Annotated in this window: 11 protein-coding genes; 7 read left to right on the forward strand and 4 right to left on the reverse strand. The window is 56.8% G+C overall.

The window, feature by feature from the left end; genetic code table 11:
- Positions 1–322 precede the first annotated feature (322 nt).
- The 5 genes from glgB to glgP all read left to right on the forward strand — a co-directional run bounded on the left by glgB (position 323) and on the right by glgP (position 9,757).
- Complete coding sequence (glgB, locus tag ACYAC5_RS01455; RefSeq protein ID WP_192236053.1) at positions 323–2,509, forward strand: 1,4-alpha-glucan branching enzyme; 2,187 nt, start codon at positions 323–325, stop codon at positions 2,507–2,509.
- Complete coding sequence (glgX, locus tag ACYAC5_RS01460) at positions 2,509–4,488, forward strand: glycogen debranching protein GlgX (RefSeq protein WP_462062287.1); 1,980 nt, start codon at positions 2,509–2,511, stop codon at positions 4,486–4,488. Before glgB ends, glgX begins: the two co-directional genes overlap by 1 nt.
- 10 nt (positions 4,489–4,498) lie before the next feature.
- On the forward strand, positions 4,499–5,791 hold the full coding sequence (gene glgC, locus ACYAC5_RS01465; RefSeq protein WP_101763109.1) for a glucose-1-phosphate adenylyltransferase: 1,293 nt from the start codon (positions 4,499–4,501) through the stop codon (positions 5,789–5,791).
- A 63-nt stretch (positions 5,792–5,854) separates the two neighbouring features.
- A complete protein-coding gene (gene glgA, locus ACYAC5_RS01470; protein WP_101763108.1) occupies positions 5,855–7,288 on the forward strand; it encodes a glycogen synthase GlgA in 1,434 nt (477 codons plus the stop codon).
- 21 nt (positions 7,289–7,309) lie between these two features.
- Positions 7,310–9,757: a glycogen phosphorylase gene (gene glgP / locus ACYAC5_RS01475; protein ID WP_192236047.1), complete on the forward strand. Its 2,448-nt coding sequence runs from the start codon at positions 7,310–7,312 to the stop codon at positions 9,755–9,757.
- A gap of 183 nt (positions 9,758–9,940) precedes the next feature.
- Here glgP and ACYAC5_RS01480 read toward each other — a convergent pair whose 3' ends face one another.
- On the reverse strand, positions 9,941–10,498 hold the full coding sequence (locus ACYAC5_RS01480; protein WP_061718408.1) for a DcrB family lipoprotein: 558 nt from the start codon (positions 10,496–10,498) through the stop codon (positions 9,941–9,943).
- A 116-nt stretch (positions 10,499–10,614) separates the two neighbouring features.
- Positions 10,615–11,280: a 7-cyano-7-deazaguanine/7-aminomethyl-7-deazaguanine transporter gene (locus ACYAC5_RS01485; protein ID WP_137384947.1), complete on the reverse strand. Its 666-nt coding sequence runs from the start codon at positions 11,278–11,280 to the stop codon at positions 10,615–10,617.
- Positions 11,281–11,473: 193 nt separating this feature from the next.
- Between ACYAC5_RS01485 and tusA the strand changes: the two genes are divergently transcribed.
- Positions 11,474–11,719 (forward strand): sulfurtransferase TusA, encoded by a 246-nt coding sequence (gene tusA, locus ACYAC5_RS01490; RefSeq protein ID WP_036649974.1) that lies wholly within the window; start codon positions 11,474–11,476, stop codon positions 11,717–11,719.
- On the opposite strand, the gene ACYAC5_RS01495 is transcribed toward tusA, so the two are convergent.
- Positions 11,716–13,992: a zinc/cadmium/mercury/lead-transporting ATPase gene (locus tag ACYAC5_RS01495; RefSeq protein ID WP_462062289.1), complete on the reverse strand. Its 2,277-nt coding sequence runs from the start codon at positions 13,990–13,992 to the stop codon at positions 11,716–11,718. The genes tusA and ACYAC5_RS01495 overlap by 4 nt on opposite strands.
- A 92-nt stretch (positions 13,993–14,084) precedes the next feature.
- Positions 14,085–14,714, reverse strand: a complete 630-nt coding sequence (locus tag ACYAC5_RS01500) for a lysoplasmalogenase (RefSeq protein WP_101763104.1) — start codon at positions 14,712–14,714, stop codon at positions 14,085–14,087.
- 164 nt (positions 14,715–14,878) lie between these two features.
- Here ACYAC5_RS01500 and ACYAC5_RS01505 point away from each other — a divergent pair, with 164 nt between their 5' ends.
- A complete protein-coding gene (locus ACYAC5_RS01505) occupies positions 14,879–15,235 on the forward strand; it encodes a DUF2500 domain-containing protein (RefSeq protein WP_101763103.1) in 357 nt (118 codons plus the stop codon).
- The last annotated feature ends 12 nt before the right edge of the window (positions 15,236–15,247 follow it).

The raw sequence follows: 15,247 nt of genomic DNA on the forward strand, positions 1-15,247 counted from the left end.
GGCCTTTTTTTATTATCCAGGCTGCAAAAATTCATGCAAATTGCGCCTGACAAGTGATCCGCTTCCCTTTTTTGCTTGCCCGATAAGTATTTTTCACGATCCTCCCTGGCTTCTGCTATCCCCAAGCTATGATTTAACAGAGATGTGCCGGTTGTTAACTGTTTTTGTTTTTTCGAACTGAATGGTTGTTGTACACGGTGAAGATCTTTCCCACGGACGGTTGTGTCCTCACGGTGTACCTATGGCTCAATGAAAAGCAGCGCACCCGAGGCGATAATCCTGCCGACTCTGGTCGCCTGCGCAAAATCATAGGAAGAAAGTCATGTCAGAGCTTCCCGATCGCCAGGCGATCAATGCCCTTTTTGCCGGGAATTATGCCGATCCCTTTTCACTACTGGGTATGCACCAAACGGCTGCAGGCCTTGAAGTGCGTGCGCTGCTGCCCGATGCCTCCGATGTTTGGGTCATTGAAACCAACACCGGACGCAAATGTGCTCAGCTTACCTGCCTCGACTCACGCGGTTTCTTCTGTGGCGTGATTCCGCGTCGTAAAAACCGCTTTGGTTATCAGCTGGCGGTGAACTGGCACGGCCAGCAAAACCTGATTGATGATGCCTATCGCTTCGGCCCGCTGCTGGAGGAGATGGATGCATGGTTATTGGGTGAAGGCACGCATCTGCGTCCCTACGAAACCCTCGGCGCGCACGGCACCACCATTGATGGCGTGCACGGCACGCGGTTCGCCGTTTGGGCACCTAATGCGCGTCGCGTATCGGTGGTAGGCGAGTTCAACTTCTGGGATGGCCGACGTCATCCCATGCGTTTTCGCCGTGAACTTGGCGTCTGGGAACTGTTTGTGCCGGGCGCGGTAAACGGTCAGCTGTATAAATTTGAAATCGTGGATAATTCCGGCCAGATGCGCATCAAAGCCGATCCTTTCGCCTTTGAAGCACAGATGCGTCCGCAAACCGCCTCGATGATCTGCGGGCTGCCACCGAAAACCGAGATGCAGCCGCAGCGTAAGGCCGCCAATGCTTTTGACCAGCCGATTTCGATTTATGAAGTGCACCTCGGTTCATGGCGACGTCACACCGATAACAACTTCTGGCTCAGCTACAAAGAGCTGGCGGAACAGCTGATTCCTTACGTTAAAGAGATGGGCTTCACCCACATCGAACTGATGCCGATTAACGAACACCCCTTCGACGGCAGCTGGGGCTATCAGCCGCTCGGCATGTATGCGCCGACGCGCCGTTTCGGTACGCGCGATGAGTTCCGCCACTTCGTGGCCGCCGCGCATGATGCTGGCATTAACGTGCTGCTCGATTGGGTGCCAGGCCACTTCCCAAGCGATGATTTCGGCCTGGCGAAGTTCGATGGCACCGAACTCTACGAACACAGCGATCCGCGCGAAGGTTTTCATCAGGACTGGAACACGCTGATCTACAACTTTGGTCGCCGTGAAGTGAGCAATTATCTCTCCGGCAACGCCTTGTACTGGATGGAGCGTTTCGGCATTGATGGGCTGCGCGTCGATGCGGTGGCATCAATGATCTACCGTGATTACAGCCGCGCCGAAGGCGAATGGGTGCCGAACCAGTTTGGTGGACGCGAGAACCTCGAAGCGATTTCGTTCCTGCGTCACACCAACCGCGTTTTGGGTCGCGCCGCACCGGGCAGCGTCACGGTGGCGGAAGAGTCCACCGATTATCCCGGCGTTACGCGCCCTTCAGAAGATGGCGGCCTCGGCTTCTGGTTCAAATGGAACCTTGGCTGGATGCACGACACACTGGACTATATGAAGCTCGACCCGGTGCATCGCCGTTATCATCATCAGCTGATGACCTTTGGCATGATTTACAACTACACCGAAAACTTCGTGCTACCGCTGTCGCATGACGAAGTGGTGCACGGCAAACGTTCGATTCTCGATCGCATGCCGGGCGATGCCTGGCAGAAGTTCGCTAACCTGCGCGCCTATTACGGCTGGATGTGGGGTTTCCCCGGTAAGAAGCTGCAATTTATGGGCAATGAATTTGCGCAGGGTCGCGAATGGAACCACGACACCAGCCTCGACTGGCATCTGCTGGAAGGTGAGGATAACTGGCACAACGGCGTGCATCGTCTGGTGCGCGATCTCAATCACACCTATCGCCATTACGCGCCGCTGCATCAACTCGACTTTGATGGGCAAGGTTTTGAGTGGCTGGTGGTCGATGACTACGAAAACTCCGTGTTTGTATTTGTGCGCCGCGATCGCGACGGCAATGAAATCATCGTAGCCAGCAACTTTACGCCAGTGGCGCGTCACAACTATCGCTTTGGCGTCAACCAGCGTGGCGGCTGGCGCGAGATCATGAATACCGATCAGCACGATTATCACGGCAGCGACACGCGCAATCACGGCGTGGTACACACCGATGAGATGGAGAGTCACGGTCGGCCGCAGTCGCTGAGTTTGACCTTACCGCCGCTGGCAACACTTTGGCTGGTGCGGGAGAGCGACTGATGCTGGAGCAGGGGCAGCCGGAACCGTTAGGTGCGCACTATGATGGGCACGGCGTTAATTTCACGCTGTTCTCCCAGCATGCCGAACGCGTTGAACTCTGCCTGTTCGACGCGCACGGTGCTGAGCGCCGTTTCGCGCTGCCCGCGCGCAGCGGTGATATCTGGCACGGCTATTTTCCCGCGCTGAAGCCCGGCCAGCGCTACGGCTATCGCGTTCACGGTCCGTGGGCGCCGCAGCAGGGACATCGCTTCAATCCGGCTAAGCTGTTGGTCGATCCCTGCGCCAAAGCGGTGGCGGGTGAAGTGGCGGACGACGCGCGTTTCAACGGCGGCGAACGCGAGCCGGATGGTTTGGATAACGCCGCCATCGCGCCGAAATCGTTGGTGACTGCCGAAGATTTTGACTGGGAGGACGATCACGCGCCGCGCACGCCGTGGGGCAACACGGTGATCTATGAAGCACACGTACGCGGCTTAACCCAGCAGCATCCGGAAATTCCGGAAAGGTTGCGTGGCACTTATGCGGCGCTGGGTCATCCTGCTATGGTGAAGTACCTGCGCCACCTCGGCATCACCGCGCTGGAACTGCTGCCGATTGCCCAATTCACCAGCGAGCCGCGCCTGCGCCGTTTGGGATTGAGTAATTACTGGGGCTACAACCCCTTTGCCTTGTGGGCGGTGGATGCGCGTTACGCCTCGGGCGAAAACGGTTTAACGCCGCTGCAGGAGTTTCAGCAGGCGGTTAAAGCGCTGCATGCCGCGGGCATCGAAGTGATTCTGGACGTGGTGTTCAACCACACCGCCGAGCTGGAAGAGATCGGGCCAACGATTTCCCTGCGCGGCGTGGATAACGCCAGCTATTACTGGCTGGATGGCAACGGCGACTATCAAAACTGGACCGGCTGCGGCAACACGCTAAATCTCAGTCATCCGCAGGTGATGACGTGGGCGCTGGAAGCGCTGCGCTACTGGGTGCGTGTTTGCCATGTTGATGGGTTCCGTTTTGACCTCGCCAGCGTGTTGGGACGCACACCGGAGTTTCATCAGGATGCGCCGCTGTTTGCCGCCATCAAAGCCTGTCCGCTGCTGTCGCAGGTGAAGCTGATTGCCGAGCCGTGGGACATCGGCCCCGGCGGTTATCAGGTCGGCAACTTTCCGCCAGACTTCGCCGAGTGGAACGACCATTTTCGCGATGCGGCGCGCCGTTACTGGCTGCATGGTCAATTGAATAATGGCGATTTCGCCCGCCGTTTTGCCGCATCCAGCGACGTTTTCCAGCGTGAGGCGCGGCTGCCGCACGCCAGCATCAATCTCATTACCGCTCACGACGGCTTCACGCTGCGCGATGTGGTGAGTTTTAACAACAAACACAATCAGGCTAACGGCGAAGACAATCGCGACGGCAGCAGCAGTAACTTTAGCCATAACCACGGCAAAGAGGGACTGCAGGTCAATTTCGATATTGTCGAACGGCGGCGGCGCAGCGTGCATGGCTTACTGACCACGCTGCTGCTGGCGCAGGGCACGCCGATGCTGCTGGCGGGTGACGAACGCGGTCACAGCCAGCATGGCAACAACAACGCCTATTGTCAGGACAACCCGCTGACCTGGTTGAACTGGCAACAGGATGATTTTGGCCTGGTAGACTTCACTGCTGCGTTAATCCGTCTGCGCCAGCGCATTCCCGCGTTGACGCAGGATCGCTGGTGGCAGGAGGGCGATGGCAGCGTGCAGTGGTGCAATGCCAGCGGCACACCACTGGAAACCGAGCAGTGGGAACAGGGGACGCACCGAATGCAGATCCTGCTCTCCGGCCGCTGGTTAATAACAATAAACGCCACGGAATCGGTGAGTGATATCGCCTTACCAGACGGAGAGTGGCGTGCCATTCCTCCTTTCGCCGGGGAAGATAACCCCATCCTGACAACTGTCTGGCACGGTCCCGCACACGGTGTGTGTGTGTTCCTAAAGCAATCATAAGGAGTCAGACATGGTGAAATTAGATAGAACAGATCATCTGATGCTGGCGCGCCAGCTCCCTACACAAACGGTCGCCCTGATCCTTGCTGGCGGGCGCGGTACGCGCCTGAAAGATCTCACCGCGAAACGCGCCAAACCTGCCGTGCACTTCGGTGGCAAGTTCCGCATCATCGACTTTGCGCTGTCCAACTGCATCAACTCGGGCATTCGGCGCATCGGCGTGATCACCCAATATCAGTCGCATACGCTGGTGCAGCACATCCAGCGTGGCTGGTCGCTGTTCAACGAAGAGATGAACGAGTTTGTCGATCTGCTGCCGGCGCAGCAGCGTGCCGCTACCGAACATTGGTATCGCGGGACTGCCGATGCGGTGACGCAAAACCTCGACATTATTCGCCGCTATAACGCGCAGTACATCGTGATCCTCGCCGGGGATCACATCTACAAAATGGATTATTCGCGCATGCTGCTCGACCACGTCGATCGCGGTGCCAAATGCACCATCGCCTGCTTGCCGGTGCCGTTAGCTGAAGCCACGGCGTTTGGGGTGATGGCGGTGGATGCCGAAAACAACGTAATCGATTTTGTCGAAAAACCGCCGAAGCCGCCGTCAATGCCGGGTGACGATACCCGCGCGCTGGCCAGCATGGGCATTTATGTGTTCAACGCCGATTATCTTTATCAGCTGCTGGAAGAGGATCTGCATGTAGCCGATTCCAGCCACGATTTCGGCAAAGATCTGCTGCCGAAAATCGTCGCCAGCGGCGAGGCGTATGCGCACTCCTTCACGCTCTCCTGCGTGCAGGTTGATGAAAACGCTGAGCCGTACTGGCGCGACGTTGGAACGCTGGAAGCTTACTGGCGCGCCAATCTCGATTTAGCGTCGGTCACGCCTGAGCTGGATATGTACGATCACAGCTGGCCGATTCGTACCCACATGGAGCCGCTGCCGCCGGCGAAATTTGTTCAGGATCGATCCGGTAGCCACGGCATGACAATGAATTCGCTGGTCTCGGGCGGCTGCATCATCTCCGGTTCGGTGGTGGTGAACTCGGTGCTGTTCCCGCGTATTCGCATCAACTCGTTTTGCAATATTGATTCCGCAGTGCTGCTGCCTGATGTGGTGGTTGGCCGATCGTGTCGTCTGCGTCGCTGCGTGATCGATCGCGCCTGCGAACTGCCAGAAGGCATGGTCATTGGCGAAAACCCCGACGAAGACAGCCGTCGTTTTTACCGTTCTGAAGAGGGCATCGTACTGGTGACGCGCGCCATGCTGGCCAAATTGGCCGGAGGCGGTCAGTAAGTGACGAAAGAATATAGAGAAAATTGCCGCGTGGAACGTGTGCGATAACAATAGGGGTTCAGGATGCAGGTTTTACATGTCTGTTCAGAGCTTTTCCCGCTGTTGAAAACCGGCGGACTGGCTGATGTCGTCGGTGCATTACCACAGGCGCAAATAGCCGATGGTACGGATGCGCGGGTGTTGATTCCCGCCTTTCCGGATCTGCGTAAAGGGATTCCTGATACAGAGGTCCTGGCGGAGTTGCAAACTTTTGCGGGACCGGTACGCTTACTTTTTGGACAATTTAACGGCGTTGGTATTTATTTAATCGATGCGCCGGGATTGTATGAACGTCCCGGCAGCCCGTATCACGATACGTCGCAGTTTGCTTACGTCGATAACTATCTGCGTTTTGCGCTGCTGGGCTGGATGGGCGCCGAGATTGCCAGCGGGCTGGATACCGACTGGCAGCCAGATATCGTGCATGCGCATGACTGGCATGCTGGCTTAACCTGCGCCTATATTGCGGCGCGCGGGCGTCCGGCGAAAACGGTGTTCACCGTGCATAATCTGGCATATCAAGGGCTGTTTTCGGCGCGTCATCTGGATGAGATCCAGATCCCGCGCGCGTTCTTCGACATGCATGGACTGGAGTTCTTCGGGCAAATTTCCTACCTCAAGGCGGGGCTGTTCTTTGCCGATCACATTACGGCGGTCAGCCCGACTTACGCGCTGGAGATTACCCGACCGGAATTTGGTTACGGCATGGAATCACTGCTCGAACAGCGACTGCGTGAAGGGCGCCTGAGCGGGATTTTGAACGGCGTCGATCCCGGCATCTGGGACCCGGCGCACGACCTGCTGCTCACCGCGCGCTACGACAGCGAAACGCTGGAGAGCAAAGCGGAGAACAAGCGCCAGCTGCAAATTGCCATGGGCCTGAAGGTGGATGACAAAGCACCGGTGTTCTGCGTCATCAGCCGCCTGACCAAACAGAAAGGGCTGGATCTGGTGCTGGAAGCGCTACCGGGCTTACTGGCGCAGGGCGGACAGTTGGTGCTGCTCGGCCAGGGCGATGCGGAGCTGCAGCAAGGTTTCCTTGCGGCGGCGGCGGAGCATCCGGGCCGCGTTGGCGTGCAGATTGGTTATCACGAAGCCTTCTCGCACCGCATTGTCGGCGGCGCGGATGTGATTATGGTGCCGAGCCGTTTTGAGCCGTGCGGCTTAACCCAGCTGTATGGTTTGAAATACGGTACGCTGCCGCTGGTGCGTCGCACTGGCGGACTGGCGGATACGGTGCAAGACAGCTCGCTTGAGAATCTGGCGGATGGCGTCGCCAGCGGTTTCACTTTTGAAGACAGTAATGCCTGGTCGCTGCTGCGGGCGATTCGGCGCGCATTTGTTCTGTGGTCTCGTCCTGCACTCTGGCGTTACGTTCAGCGGCAGGCGATGGGGATGGATTTTAGTTGGCAGGTGGCAGCACAAGCCTACCGCGATCTTTATCAACGTTTGCTGTAATGAGAGATTGGGATACTTGATATGAATGCACCTTTCACCTATGCCTCACCCACGCTGACGGTTGATGCACTGAAGCACTCAATCGCCTATAAGCTGATGTTTACTATTGGTAAAGATCCATCGATCGCGAATAAGCATGAGTGGCTCAACGCCGCGCTGCTGGCGGTGCGTGATCGCATGGTGGAACGCTGGCTGCGCTCCAGCCGCGCGCAGCTCTCGCAGGATGTGCGGCAGGTTTATTACCTGTCGATGGAGTTCCTGATGGGGCGCACGCTCGGCAACGCGTTGCTGGCGATGGGCATTTATGAGGATCTCAATCAGGCGCTGGAAGAGATGGGCCTCGACCTCAGCGAACTGATGGAAGAGGAGAACGATCCCGGCCTCGGTAATGGCGGTTTAGGGCGTTTGGCGGCCTGCTTCCTGGATTCGCTCGCCACGCTCGGTTTACCGGGGCGCGGCTACGGCATTCGTTATGACTACGGCATGTTTAAGCAGAATATCGTTGACGGCCAGCAGCGCGAATCGCCGGATTACTGGCTGGAGTACGGCAATCCGTGGGAATTCCAGCGCTTTAACACGCGCTACAAAGTGCGCTTCGGCGGCCGTCTGCAACATGAAGGCGCGCGGGTGCGCTGGGTGGAAACCGAGGAGATCGTGGCGATGGCTTACGATCAAATCATTCCCGGTTTTGATACCGATGCCACCAACACGCTGCGCTTGTGGGGCGCGCAGGCCAGTAACGAAATCAACCTCGGTAAGTTCAACCAGGGTGATTACTTCGCCGCGGTAGAAGATAAAAACCACTCGGAAAACGTGTCGCGCGTGCTCTATCCCGATGACTCCACCTATTCGGGGCGCGAGCTGCGTCTGCGTCAGGAGTATTTCCTCGTCTCCTCGACGGTGCAGGATATTCTCAATCGTCACTGGCAGATGCATGAAACCTGGGACAATTTGCCGGACAAAATTGCCATCCACCTCAACGATACGCATCCGGTGCTGGCGATCCCGGAACTGATGCGCATACTGATCGACGAGCAGAAATTCAGCTGGGACGATGCCTTTGAAGTGACCTGTCAGGTGTTCTCCTACACCAACCACACGCTGATGACGGAAGCGCTGGAAACCTGGCCAGTGGATATGATTGGCAAGATCCTGCCGCGTCATCTCAGCATTATTTTTGAAATTAACGACTACTTCCTGAAAACCATTCAGGAATATTACCCGGATGATTGGGAGCTGTTAGCGCGCATCTCGATCATCGATGAGAACGACGGCCGCCGCATTCGCATGGCGTGGCTGGCGGTGGTGGTGAGCCACAAAGTTAACGGTGTGTCAGAGTTGCACTCCAACTTGATGGTGCAATCGCTGTTCGCTGACTTCGCGCGTCTGTTCCCGGGCCGTTTCTGCAATAAAACTAACGGCGTGACGCCACGTCGCTGGCTGGCGCTGGCGAATCCGGCGCTCTCCGAGGTGCTGGACGAGGCGATTGGCCGCAACTGGCGCACCGATCTTGGCCAGCTCAACGAATTGACCACGCAGATCGATTATCCGGCCTTTATCCAGCAGATCGCCGACGCCAAGTTTGCCAACAAAAAACGCCTGGCGGATTGGGTGGCGAAGAACATGGATATCGTGCTCGATCCGCATGCGCTGTTTGATGTGCAGATTAAGCGCATCCACGAATACAAACGTCAGCTGCTGAACGTGCTGCACGTTATCACGCGCTACAACCGCATCAAGGCCGATCCCAGCGCAGAATGGGTGCCGCGCGTTAATATCTTCGCCGGCAAAGCGGCGTCGGCCTATTACGTGGCGAAACACATCATTCACTTGATCAACGATGTCGCCAATGTGATCAACAACGATCCGCAGGTGAAGAACAAGCTGAAGGTGGTGTTCATTCCAAACTATGGCGTGAGCCTGGCGCAGATCATCATTCCGGCGGCGGATCTCTCCGAGCAGATCTCCACTGCCGGTACCGAAGCCTCTGGCACTAGTAACATGAAGTTTGCGCTGAACGGCGCGTTAACCATCGGTACGCTGGATGGTGCCAACGTTGAGATGCTGGAGCATGTCGGCAAGGAGAATATCTTTATCTTCGGTAACACTACGCCGCAGGTCGAGAAGCTGCGCACCGACGGTTACAACCCGCGTAAGTATTATGAGGATGATCCTGAGCTGCATCAGGCGCTGACGCAAATCGCCAGCGGGGTGTTCAGCCCGCAGGAGCCAGGGCGCTATCGCAATCTGTTTGATGCGCTGGTGAACTTCGGCGATCACTATCAGCTGCTGGCGGATTACCGCAGCTATGTGGATACGCAGGATAAGGTGGACAAGCTGTATCGCCAGCCGGATAAGTGGCAACGCAGCGCGGCGTTGAATATCGCCAATATGGGTTATTTCTCGTCGGACCGCACCATTCAGGAATATGCGGATGAGATCTGGCACATTTCGCCAGTGAGATTGTAAGGCGAGGATTGCAGAACCAAGTCGCCATGAATGGCGACCCTACGTGAACACCCAAATCGATACCCAAAATCATTTGGACGGCAGGAAGGCGGCAAATGAGCGAATCCCCGGAAGCTTACTTTAGTAAGTGACCGGGGTGAACGAATGCAGCCAACGCACCTGCCGTTCGAAGGATGAAGGGTATTATTTCAACGTGATGCTTTTGACGATCCCATCTGCATCGCTCTGTGCTTGCTGCTGATTATCTGCTGGCAAGGTAATTTGCAGCGTCAGCAGTTTGCCATCCACTTTCGCCAGAATCACCGAAGACCATGAGGTCTGATTGTTGGCAGAAATCACCGTATCCAGCTGCTGTGCCGGCTGGTCTTTCAGCGTCACCGCTTTGTTAGACACCACCTGCAGCTGTGGGTCGCGACCGCGCTGCTGCTGTTCCAGACGCTGTGCCAGCGCATCAAGCGCTTCGTTGGTGGGATCGCCGGCAATCACGATAATCGCGCGCTGACCGGTTTCGTCGGCATAGACGTGCATGTTGGTGGATTCAGAGCCGAGCTTGCCGCTCTTGTCAGACATGCCCGCCGGTAGAGAGAAACTCAGTTTGCCGTCCATCAGGTTAACCGTCTGGGCCGACTGGCTGGCGCTCGCACCGTTGCTGTTCGCTGCCGCATCATCTTTCTTCTGGTCACATGCCGCCAGGCCGATAACCAACAGGCCAATACCCACATATTTCACTACGTTACGCATTCTTTTCCCTTTTACATGATTCCAGTCAGCCGTTATACAAGCGGATTTAGTTAGCAAAAGCAACCGCCGGAGTGTCAGGAAATCTTAGCGTAATGCGGCATTTAGTGTATGTGCAATCAGCCGAAATTGATCTGCTGCTGCGCGGAACGTTCGGCTAAGCGCTTCAGCATGGCATTTAGCAGCACGCCGTAAGCGGGCAGGAAGAAGATCATGCAGATCAGCACTTTGAAGCTGTAATCCACCAGCGCGATTTCGACCCAATGCGTGGCCATAAACGGATCTGGGCTCTTGTAAAAGGCGATGAAAAAGAAGGCCAACGTATCGCTGATATTACCGAGGAACATCGCTGCCGCTGGCGCAATCCACCACTGCGATAAACGGCGCAAACGGTTAAAAACGTGTACATCGAGGATTTGTCCCAGCGCATAAGCCATAAAGCTGGCGCAGGCGATACGGGCAACAAACAGATTCACCTCTTCCAGTGATGCCCAACCTTGCCATTCGCCCTGATAGAACACGCAGGAAACAATGTAGGAGATCACTAGCGCGGGAATCATCACCGCCAGAATAATGCGACGTGCCAGCGGCGCGCCAAAGATGCGCACGGTCAGATCGGTGGCGAGGAAAATAAACGGAAAGCTAAACGCGCCCCATGTGGTGTGAAAACCGAAGATGGAAACCGGCAGCTGGACCAGATAGTTACTGGAGGTGATCACCAGCAGATGGAATAGCGATAGCCAAAACAGCGCATGCATGCGCTGACGTGCAGAGAAGTTAATCATTGTAAGCCTTTTTAGTGATGGGGTGAGGGAACCCAGATTCGTGCATTGGCACGGTGGTAAATAAAAAATCGGCGGCATCTTAACGCGTTGCGCAATTTATGCAATGGTTAATTTTAACGCAATCGTTATCGCCTTGCGTTGGCTTATTCGCGCGCTAGAATGAGCGCCCATTACCCACTACAGACAGAGAATCATGAGCGATCCCTTTTCTGCGCCTGACCATCAGCTTGATGCCCTTGGCCTGCGCTGCCCGGAGCCGGTAATGATGGTGCGTAAAACCGTGCGCAGCATGCAGGCCGGTGAAACCTTGCTGATCATTGCTGACGATCCCGCCACCACGCGCGATATCCCCGGTTTCTGCCGCTTTATGGAGCATGAGTTGCTGGCACAGCAGACCGAAAGCCTGCCGTACCAGTTTCTAATTAAAAAAGGCGCCTAACGCTGACGCAGCAAGCGCAGCGCGTTGGCTGTCACCAGTGCGGTGGCACCGGAATCCGCTAAGACCGCCAGCCACAAACCGGTGAAGCCGAGCAGCGTGGTGACCAGAAAAATCGCCTTTAATCCCAACGCCAGCGCCACGTTCTGACGAATGATGGCGCGCGTGCGCCGTGCCAGCACAATGGTGCGCGGCAGAATCGCCAGCTGATTTTGCGTTAATGCCACATCCGCGGCTTCCAGCGCCACATCGGTGCCGCTGCCCATCGCAATGCCGATGGTGGCGGCTTTCATGGCGGGCGCATCGTTAATGCCATCGCCGACCATTGCCAATGCGTGCTGTGTGCCTAACGTCCTCACCGCCGCAACTTTATCGGCGGGCAGTAAACCTGCGCGGTAATCGATGTTGAGCTTAGCGGCAATGGCCGCAGCCGCGCGTGGATTGTCGCCGGTCAGCATCATGCTGTTAACACCAAGCTTCTTCAGTTCAGACAGCGCGCTGAGGGCTTCAGCGCGCAACTGATCCTGCAAGGCTAACGCGCCAAGAACCTGCTGCTCCTGCAACAGCAGCACCACAGTTTGGCCTTGCGCTTCCAGCTGAGCAATCTGCTGCTGTTGTGCATTATCAAGATGGCTGACTTCGCGCGGCGTCAGCAGTTGATAGGTCACGCCATCTATCGCAGCACGAATACCACTGCCGGCCAGCGTTTGCTGCTGTGCAGCTTGCGGAAGCCTGAGCGCGCGCCGCTCGGCCTCGCTGACAATCGCCCGCGCCAGCGGATGGGTGGAACCCTGTTCAACGGCGGCGGCGATGGTGAGCAAGTTGTTTTCCGCCATCACGCCAAATGGCTGGATGTGGCTGATCTGCGGTTTACCGGCGGTCAGCGTGCCGGTTTTATCGAACGCCATCATATTTACGCGACTGAGCCGCTCCAGCGCCGCGCCGCCTTTGATCAGCGCGCCCTGACGCGCGGCAGCAGCCAGGCCGGAAGTGATGGCAGCGGGCGTGGAGATCACCAGCGCACAGGGGCAACCAATCAGCAACAGCGTCAGCCCTTTATAAATCCACGGCAACCACGCACCAAAACCCAGCAGCGGCGGCAGCACCATCACCAGCAGCGCCAGCAGCATAATGGCGGGCGTATAGATGCGGCTGAAGCGATCGATAAAGCGCTCAACCGGCGCACGATGGGTTTCGGCTTCCTCAATCAGTTGCAGGATGCGGTCAATGGCACTTTGGCCCGGCTGGGAAATGACTTTCAGCGTCACCAGACGATCAAGGCTGGTGGCACCGGCCATGATCTGCTCGCCTGGCTCACGCGCCACCGGCAACGATTCACCGGTCAGCGCGCTTTCATCGAAGCTGGCGCTGGCGTGCAGCAGTTCGCCATCGGCGGGTAAACGTCCGCCGGCCGCCACTTCAATCACATCGCCGGGCTGCAGTGCTTCTAAGCGGACGTTTTCCCGCTGTGTGCCGTTGATGCGCGTGGCGGTAGCGGGACGCAGCGCCATCAGCGCGGTGACGCCACGGCGTGCGCGTGTGGCGGCGTACGCTTCGAGGCGTTCACCCAGTTGAAACAGCAGCAGCACCATCGCGGCTTCGGCGTGCGCGCCAATCACCAGCGCACCGGCGGCGGCAATGGTCATCAGCATCTCAATGCTGAACGGCGAACCACTGCGCAGGAGCTTCCAGGCGCTGCGCGCGATCGGCGCTAAACCTACCAGCGTGGTGGCGATAAACAGGCGATCGCCCCAAACCGGCGAAAGCTGGCTCAGCAGCCAACTGGCGAGCATCAGTACGCCAAGCAGCAGCAAACCGGCGTTTTCCTGCCAGCGGCTTTCGGGTTGTGGCGACGATGGGGAATCACTGGCGCTCAGCGCGAAGCCGGCATTTTTCACCACCTGTTCAATGGTGGCGCGGATATCCTGGTCGGCATCGACCACCAGTTTTTCACTGGCAAAAATCACGCGTGCTTGCTGAACCTGCGGTACACGTTGCACGGCAGTTTCGATTTTACGCGCGCAGCTAGGGCAATCCATGCCCGCAATCTGCCAGCGGAATTGATGTGAAGAAAAGGCGGGCCTGTCGCTTTCGGCGTCGCTTTCGCCGCCTGGCGATCCGCTGTCGCTGTCACAGCAGCCGCAATCGCTGTCTGGCGTGATGGGCTGCGCTGCGGAGATGTTCAATGTTGCGGGTTTTACGCTGCGAATCGAGCATAGCGGCTGTGGCTGACGGTGTGATTTGCCACAGCGGCAAGGGTGAGCATGTTGATGCATGTAGCCTCCGGAATCAGGGGCGGGCTGTTGCCCGCACCCTAATGCTACACTCTGGAGTGGACTCCAGAGTCAAGCGGAAGGTAAGGTTATCTTCAGTAGAGCCACAGTGAACGCACAATCATGAAGTGACCGGCGAAGTAGCAAGCGGCGACGATGGCGCTATCGGCGCTGAAACGGCGGCGATAATGCGAGATAAACCAGACAATATTGGCTAACAGCAGCAACGCGGCACCCACCAGCAGCGAGAAACTGAAGTCAGTTGGACGGAAGAAGTAGTTCTCCGCCGCCATCCAGTTCATCACTAGCGTCATGCCGATCAAGGTGCAGATAGGCCAGCGCAGATCTTCCAGTTTGCTCCACAGAATCCCGATAACGATCACGCCAATGATCAGGAAGGTGAGGGGAATCGGCCAGAAGAAACTCATGGTCATGTGTGCGGCAAAACTGATGGTGTACAGCAGATGCGACAGGAAGAATGCGCCTAGCGCATAGAGCATTTGCTGACGCGGTAACAGCATTAACGCGTCACCCACCAGCGTGGCGACCAGCCCGGCCAGAATCAAATAATCGGTGGTGTTGAAGGTTGGCGCTTGCCACGCCCAGGCAACGAGTAACAGCAAGGTGACAGGTTTAAATAGCCAGCGTTGCCATTGCGGACCGCGATATGAAGCATCGACGTAAAGCCAGCCGGAAAAAAGTACGGCAAGGAAAGACCAAAGCATGTTTTCTCCCTTTTCTGGACGAAATGTCCGCCAGTTTGATGAATTTTCCCAAAATCACCCTCTCAGTGTAAGTTACCGGCGCCAAATGTGACAATCAGCCGACTCTGGTTGTATGCTTTGTCGTCTTTACCCGTTCCGAATTAACGCAAAGCACGAGATAAATCATGAGCAAACCACCGCTAATCTTTTTCATCGTACTGGCCATTATTGCCGTTTTGGCGACCCGTCAGTTTATTAAACAGCGCCGCGAAACGGCGGTGAACGATGCCTCGCCGGTGCGCTCACTGAGCGTGGAAGTGAAAACCAAACGCGAATTTCCGTCGCCCAATCGCCGTTCACGTCAGCGTGAAGAGATTGTGGCGGAAGAGATGAAATATGAAGCCTGGTTCCATCCGTTGAACGGTGCCAGCGATATTAAAGTGACGGTGAATGCGAACCAGTATCACCAGATCGATAAAGGCGCGAAGGGCGAGTTGAAGATGAAAGGCACGCGTTTTGTGAGTTTTACTCCGGCCCAATAGGGCCGCCATTCA

The organism is Pantoea sp. y20 (genome assembly GCF_054903455.1).

What these genes read in the sequence shown, in the direction of transcription:
- glgB (WP_192236053.1), top strand. Translation starts at nt 323, where the DNA reads ATGTCAGAGCTTCCCGATCGCCAGGCGATCAATGCCCTTTTTGCCGGG.
- glgX (WP_462062287.1), top strand. Translation starts at nt 2,509, where the DNA reads ATGCTGGAGCAGGGGCAGCCGGAACCGTTAGGTGCGCACTATGATGGG.
- glgC (WP_101763109.1), top strand. Translation starts at nt 4,499, where the DNA reads ATGGTGAAATTAGATAGAACAGATCATCTGATGCTGGCGCGCCAGCTC.
- glgA (WP_101763108.1), top strand. Translation starts at nt 5,855, where the DNA reads ATGCAGGTTTTACATGTCTGTTCAGAGCTTTTCCCGCTGTTGAAAACC.
- glgP (WP_192236047.1), top strand. Translation starts at nt 7,310, where the DNA reads ATGAATGCACCTTTCACCTATGCCTCACCCACGCTGACGGTTGATGCA.
- ACYAC5_RS01480 (WP_061718408.1), bottom strand. Translation starts at nt 10,498, where the DNA reads ATGCGTAACGTAGTGAAATATGTGGGTATTGGCCTGTTGGTTATCGGC.
- ACYAC5_RS01485 (WP_137384947.1), bottom strand. Translation starts at nt 11,280, where the DNA reads ATGATTAACTTCTCTGCACGTCAGCGCATGCATGCGCTGTTTTGGCTA.
- tusA (WP_036649974.1), top strand. Translation starts at nt 11,474, where the DNA reads ATGAGCGATCCCTTTTCTGCGCCTGACCATCAGCTTGATGCCCTTGGC.
- ACYAC5_RS01495 (WP_462062289.1), bottom strand. Translation starts at nt 13,992, where the DNA reads ATGCATCAACATGCTCACCCTTGCCGCTGTGGCAAATCACACCGTCAG.
- ACYAC5_RS01500 (WP_101763104.1), bottom strand. Translation starts at nt 14,714, where the DNA reads ATGCTTTGGTCTTTCCTTGCCGTACTTTTTTCCGGCTGGCTTTACGTC.
- ACYAC5_RS01505 (WP_101763103.1), top strand. Translation starts at nt 14,879, where the DNA reads ATGAGCAAACCACCGCTAATCTTTTTCATCGTACTGGCCATTATTGCC.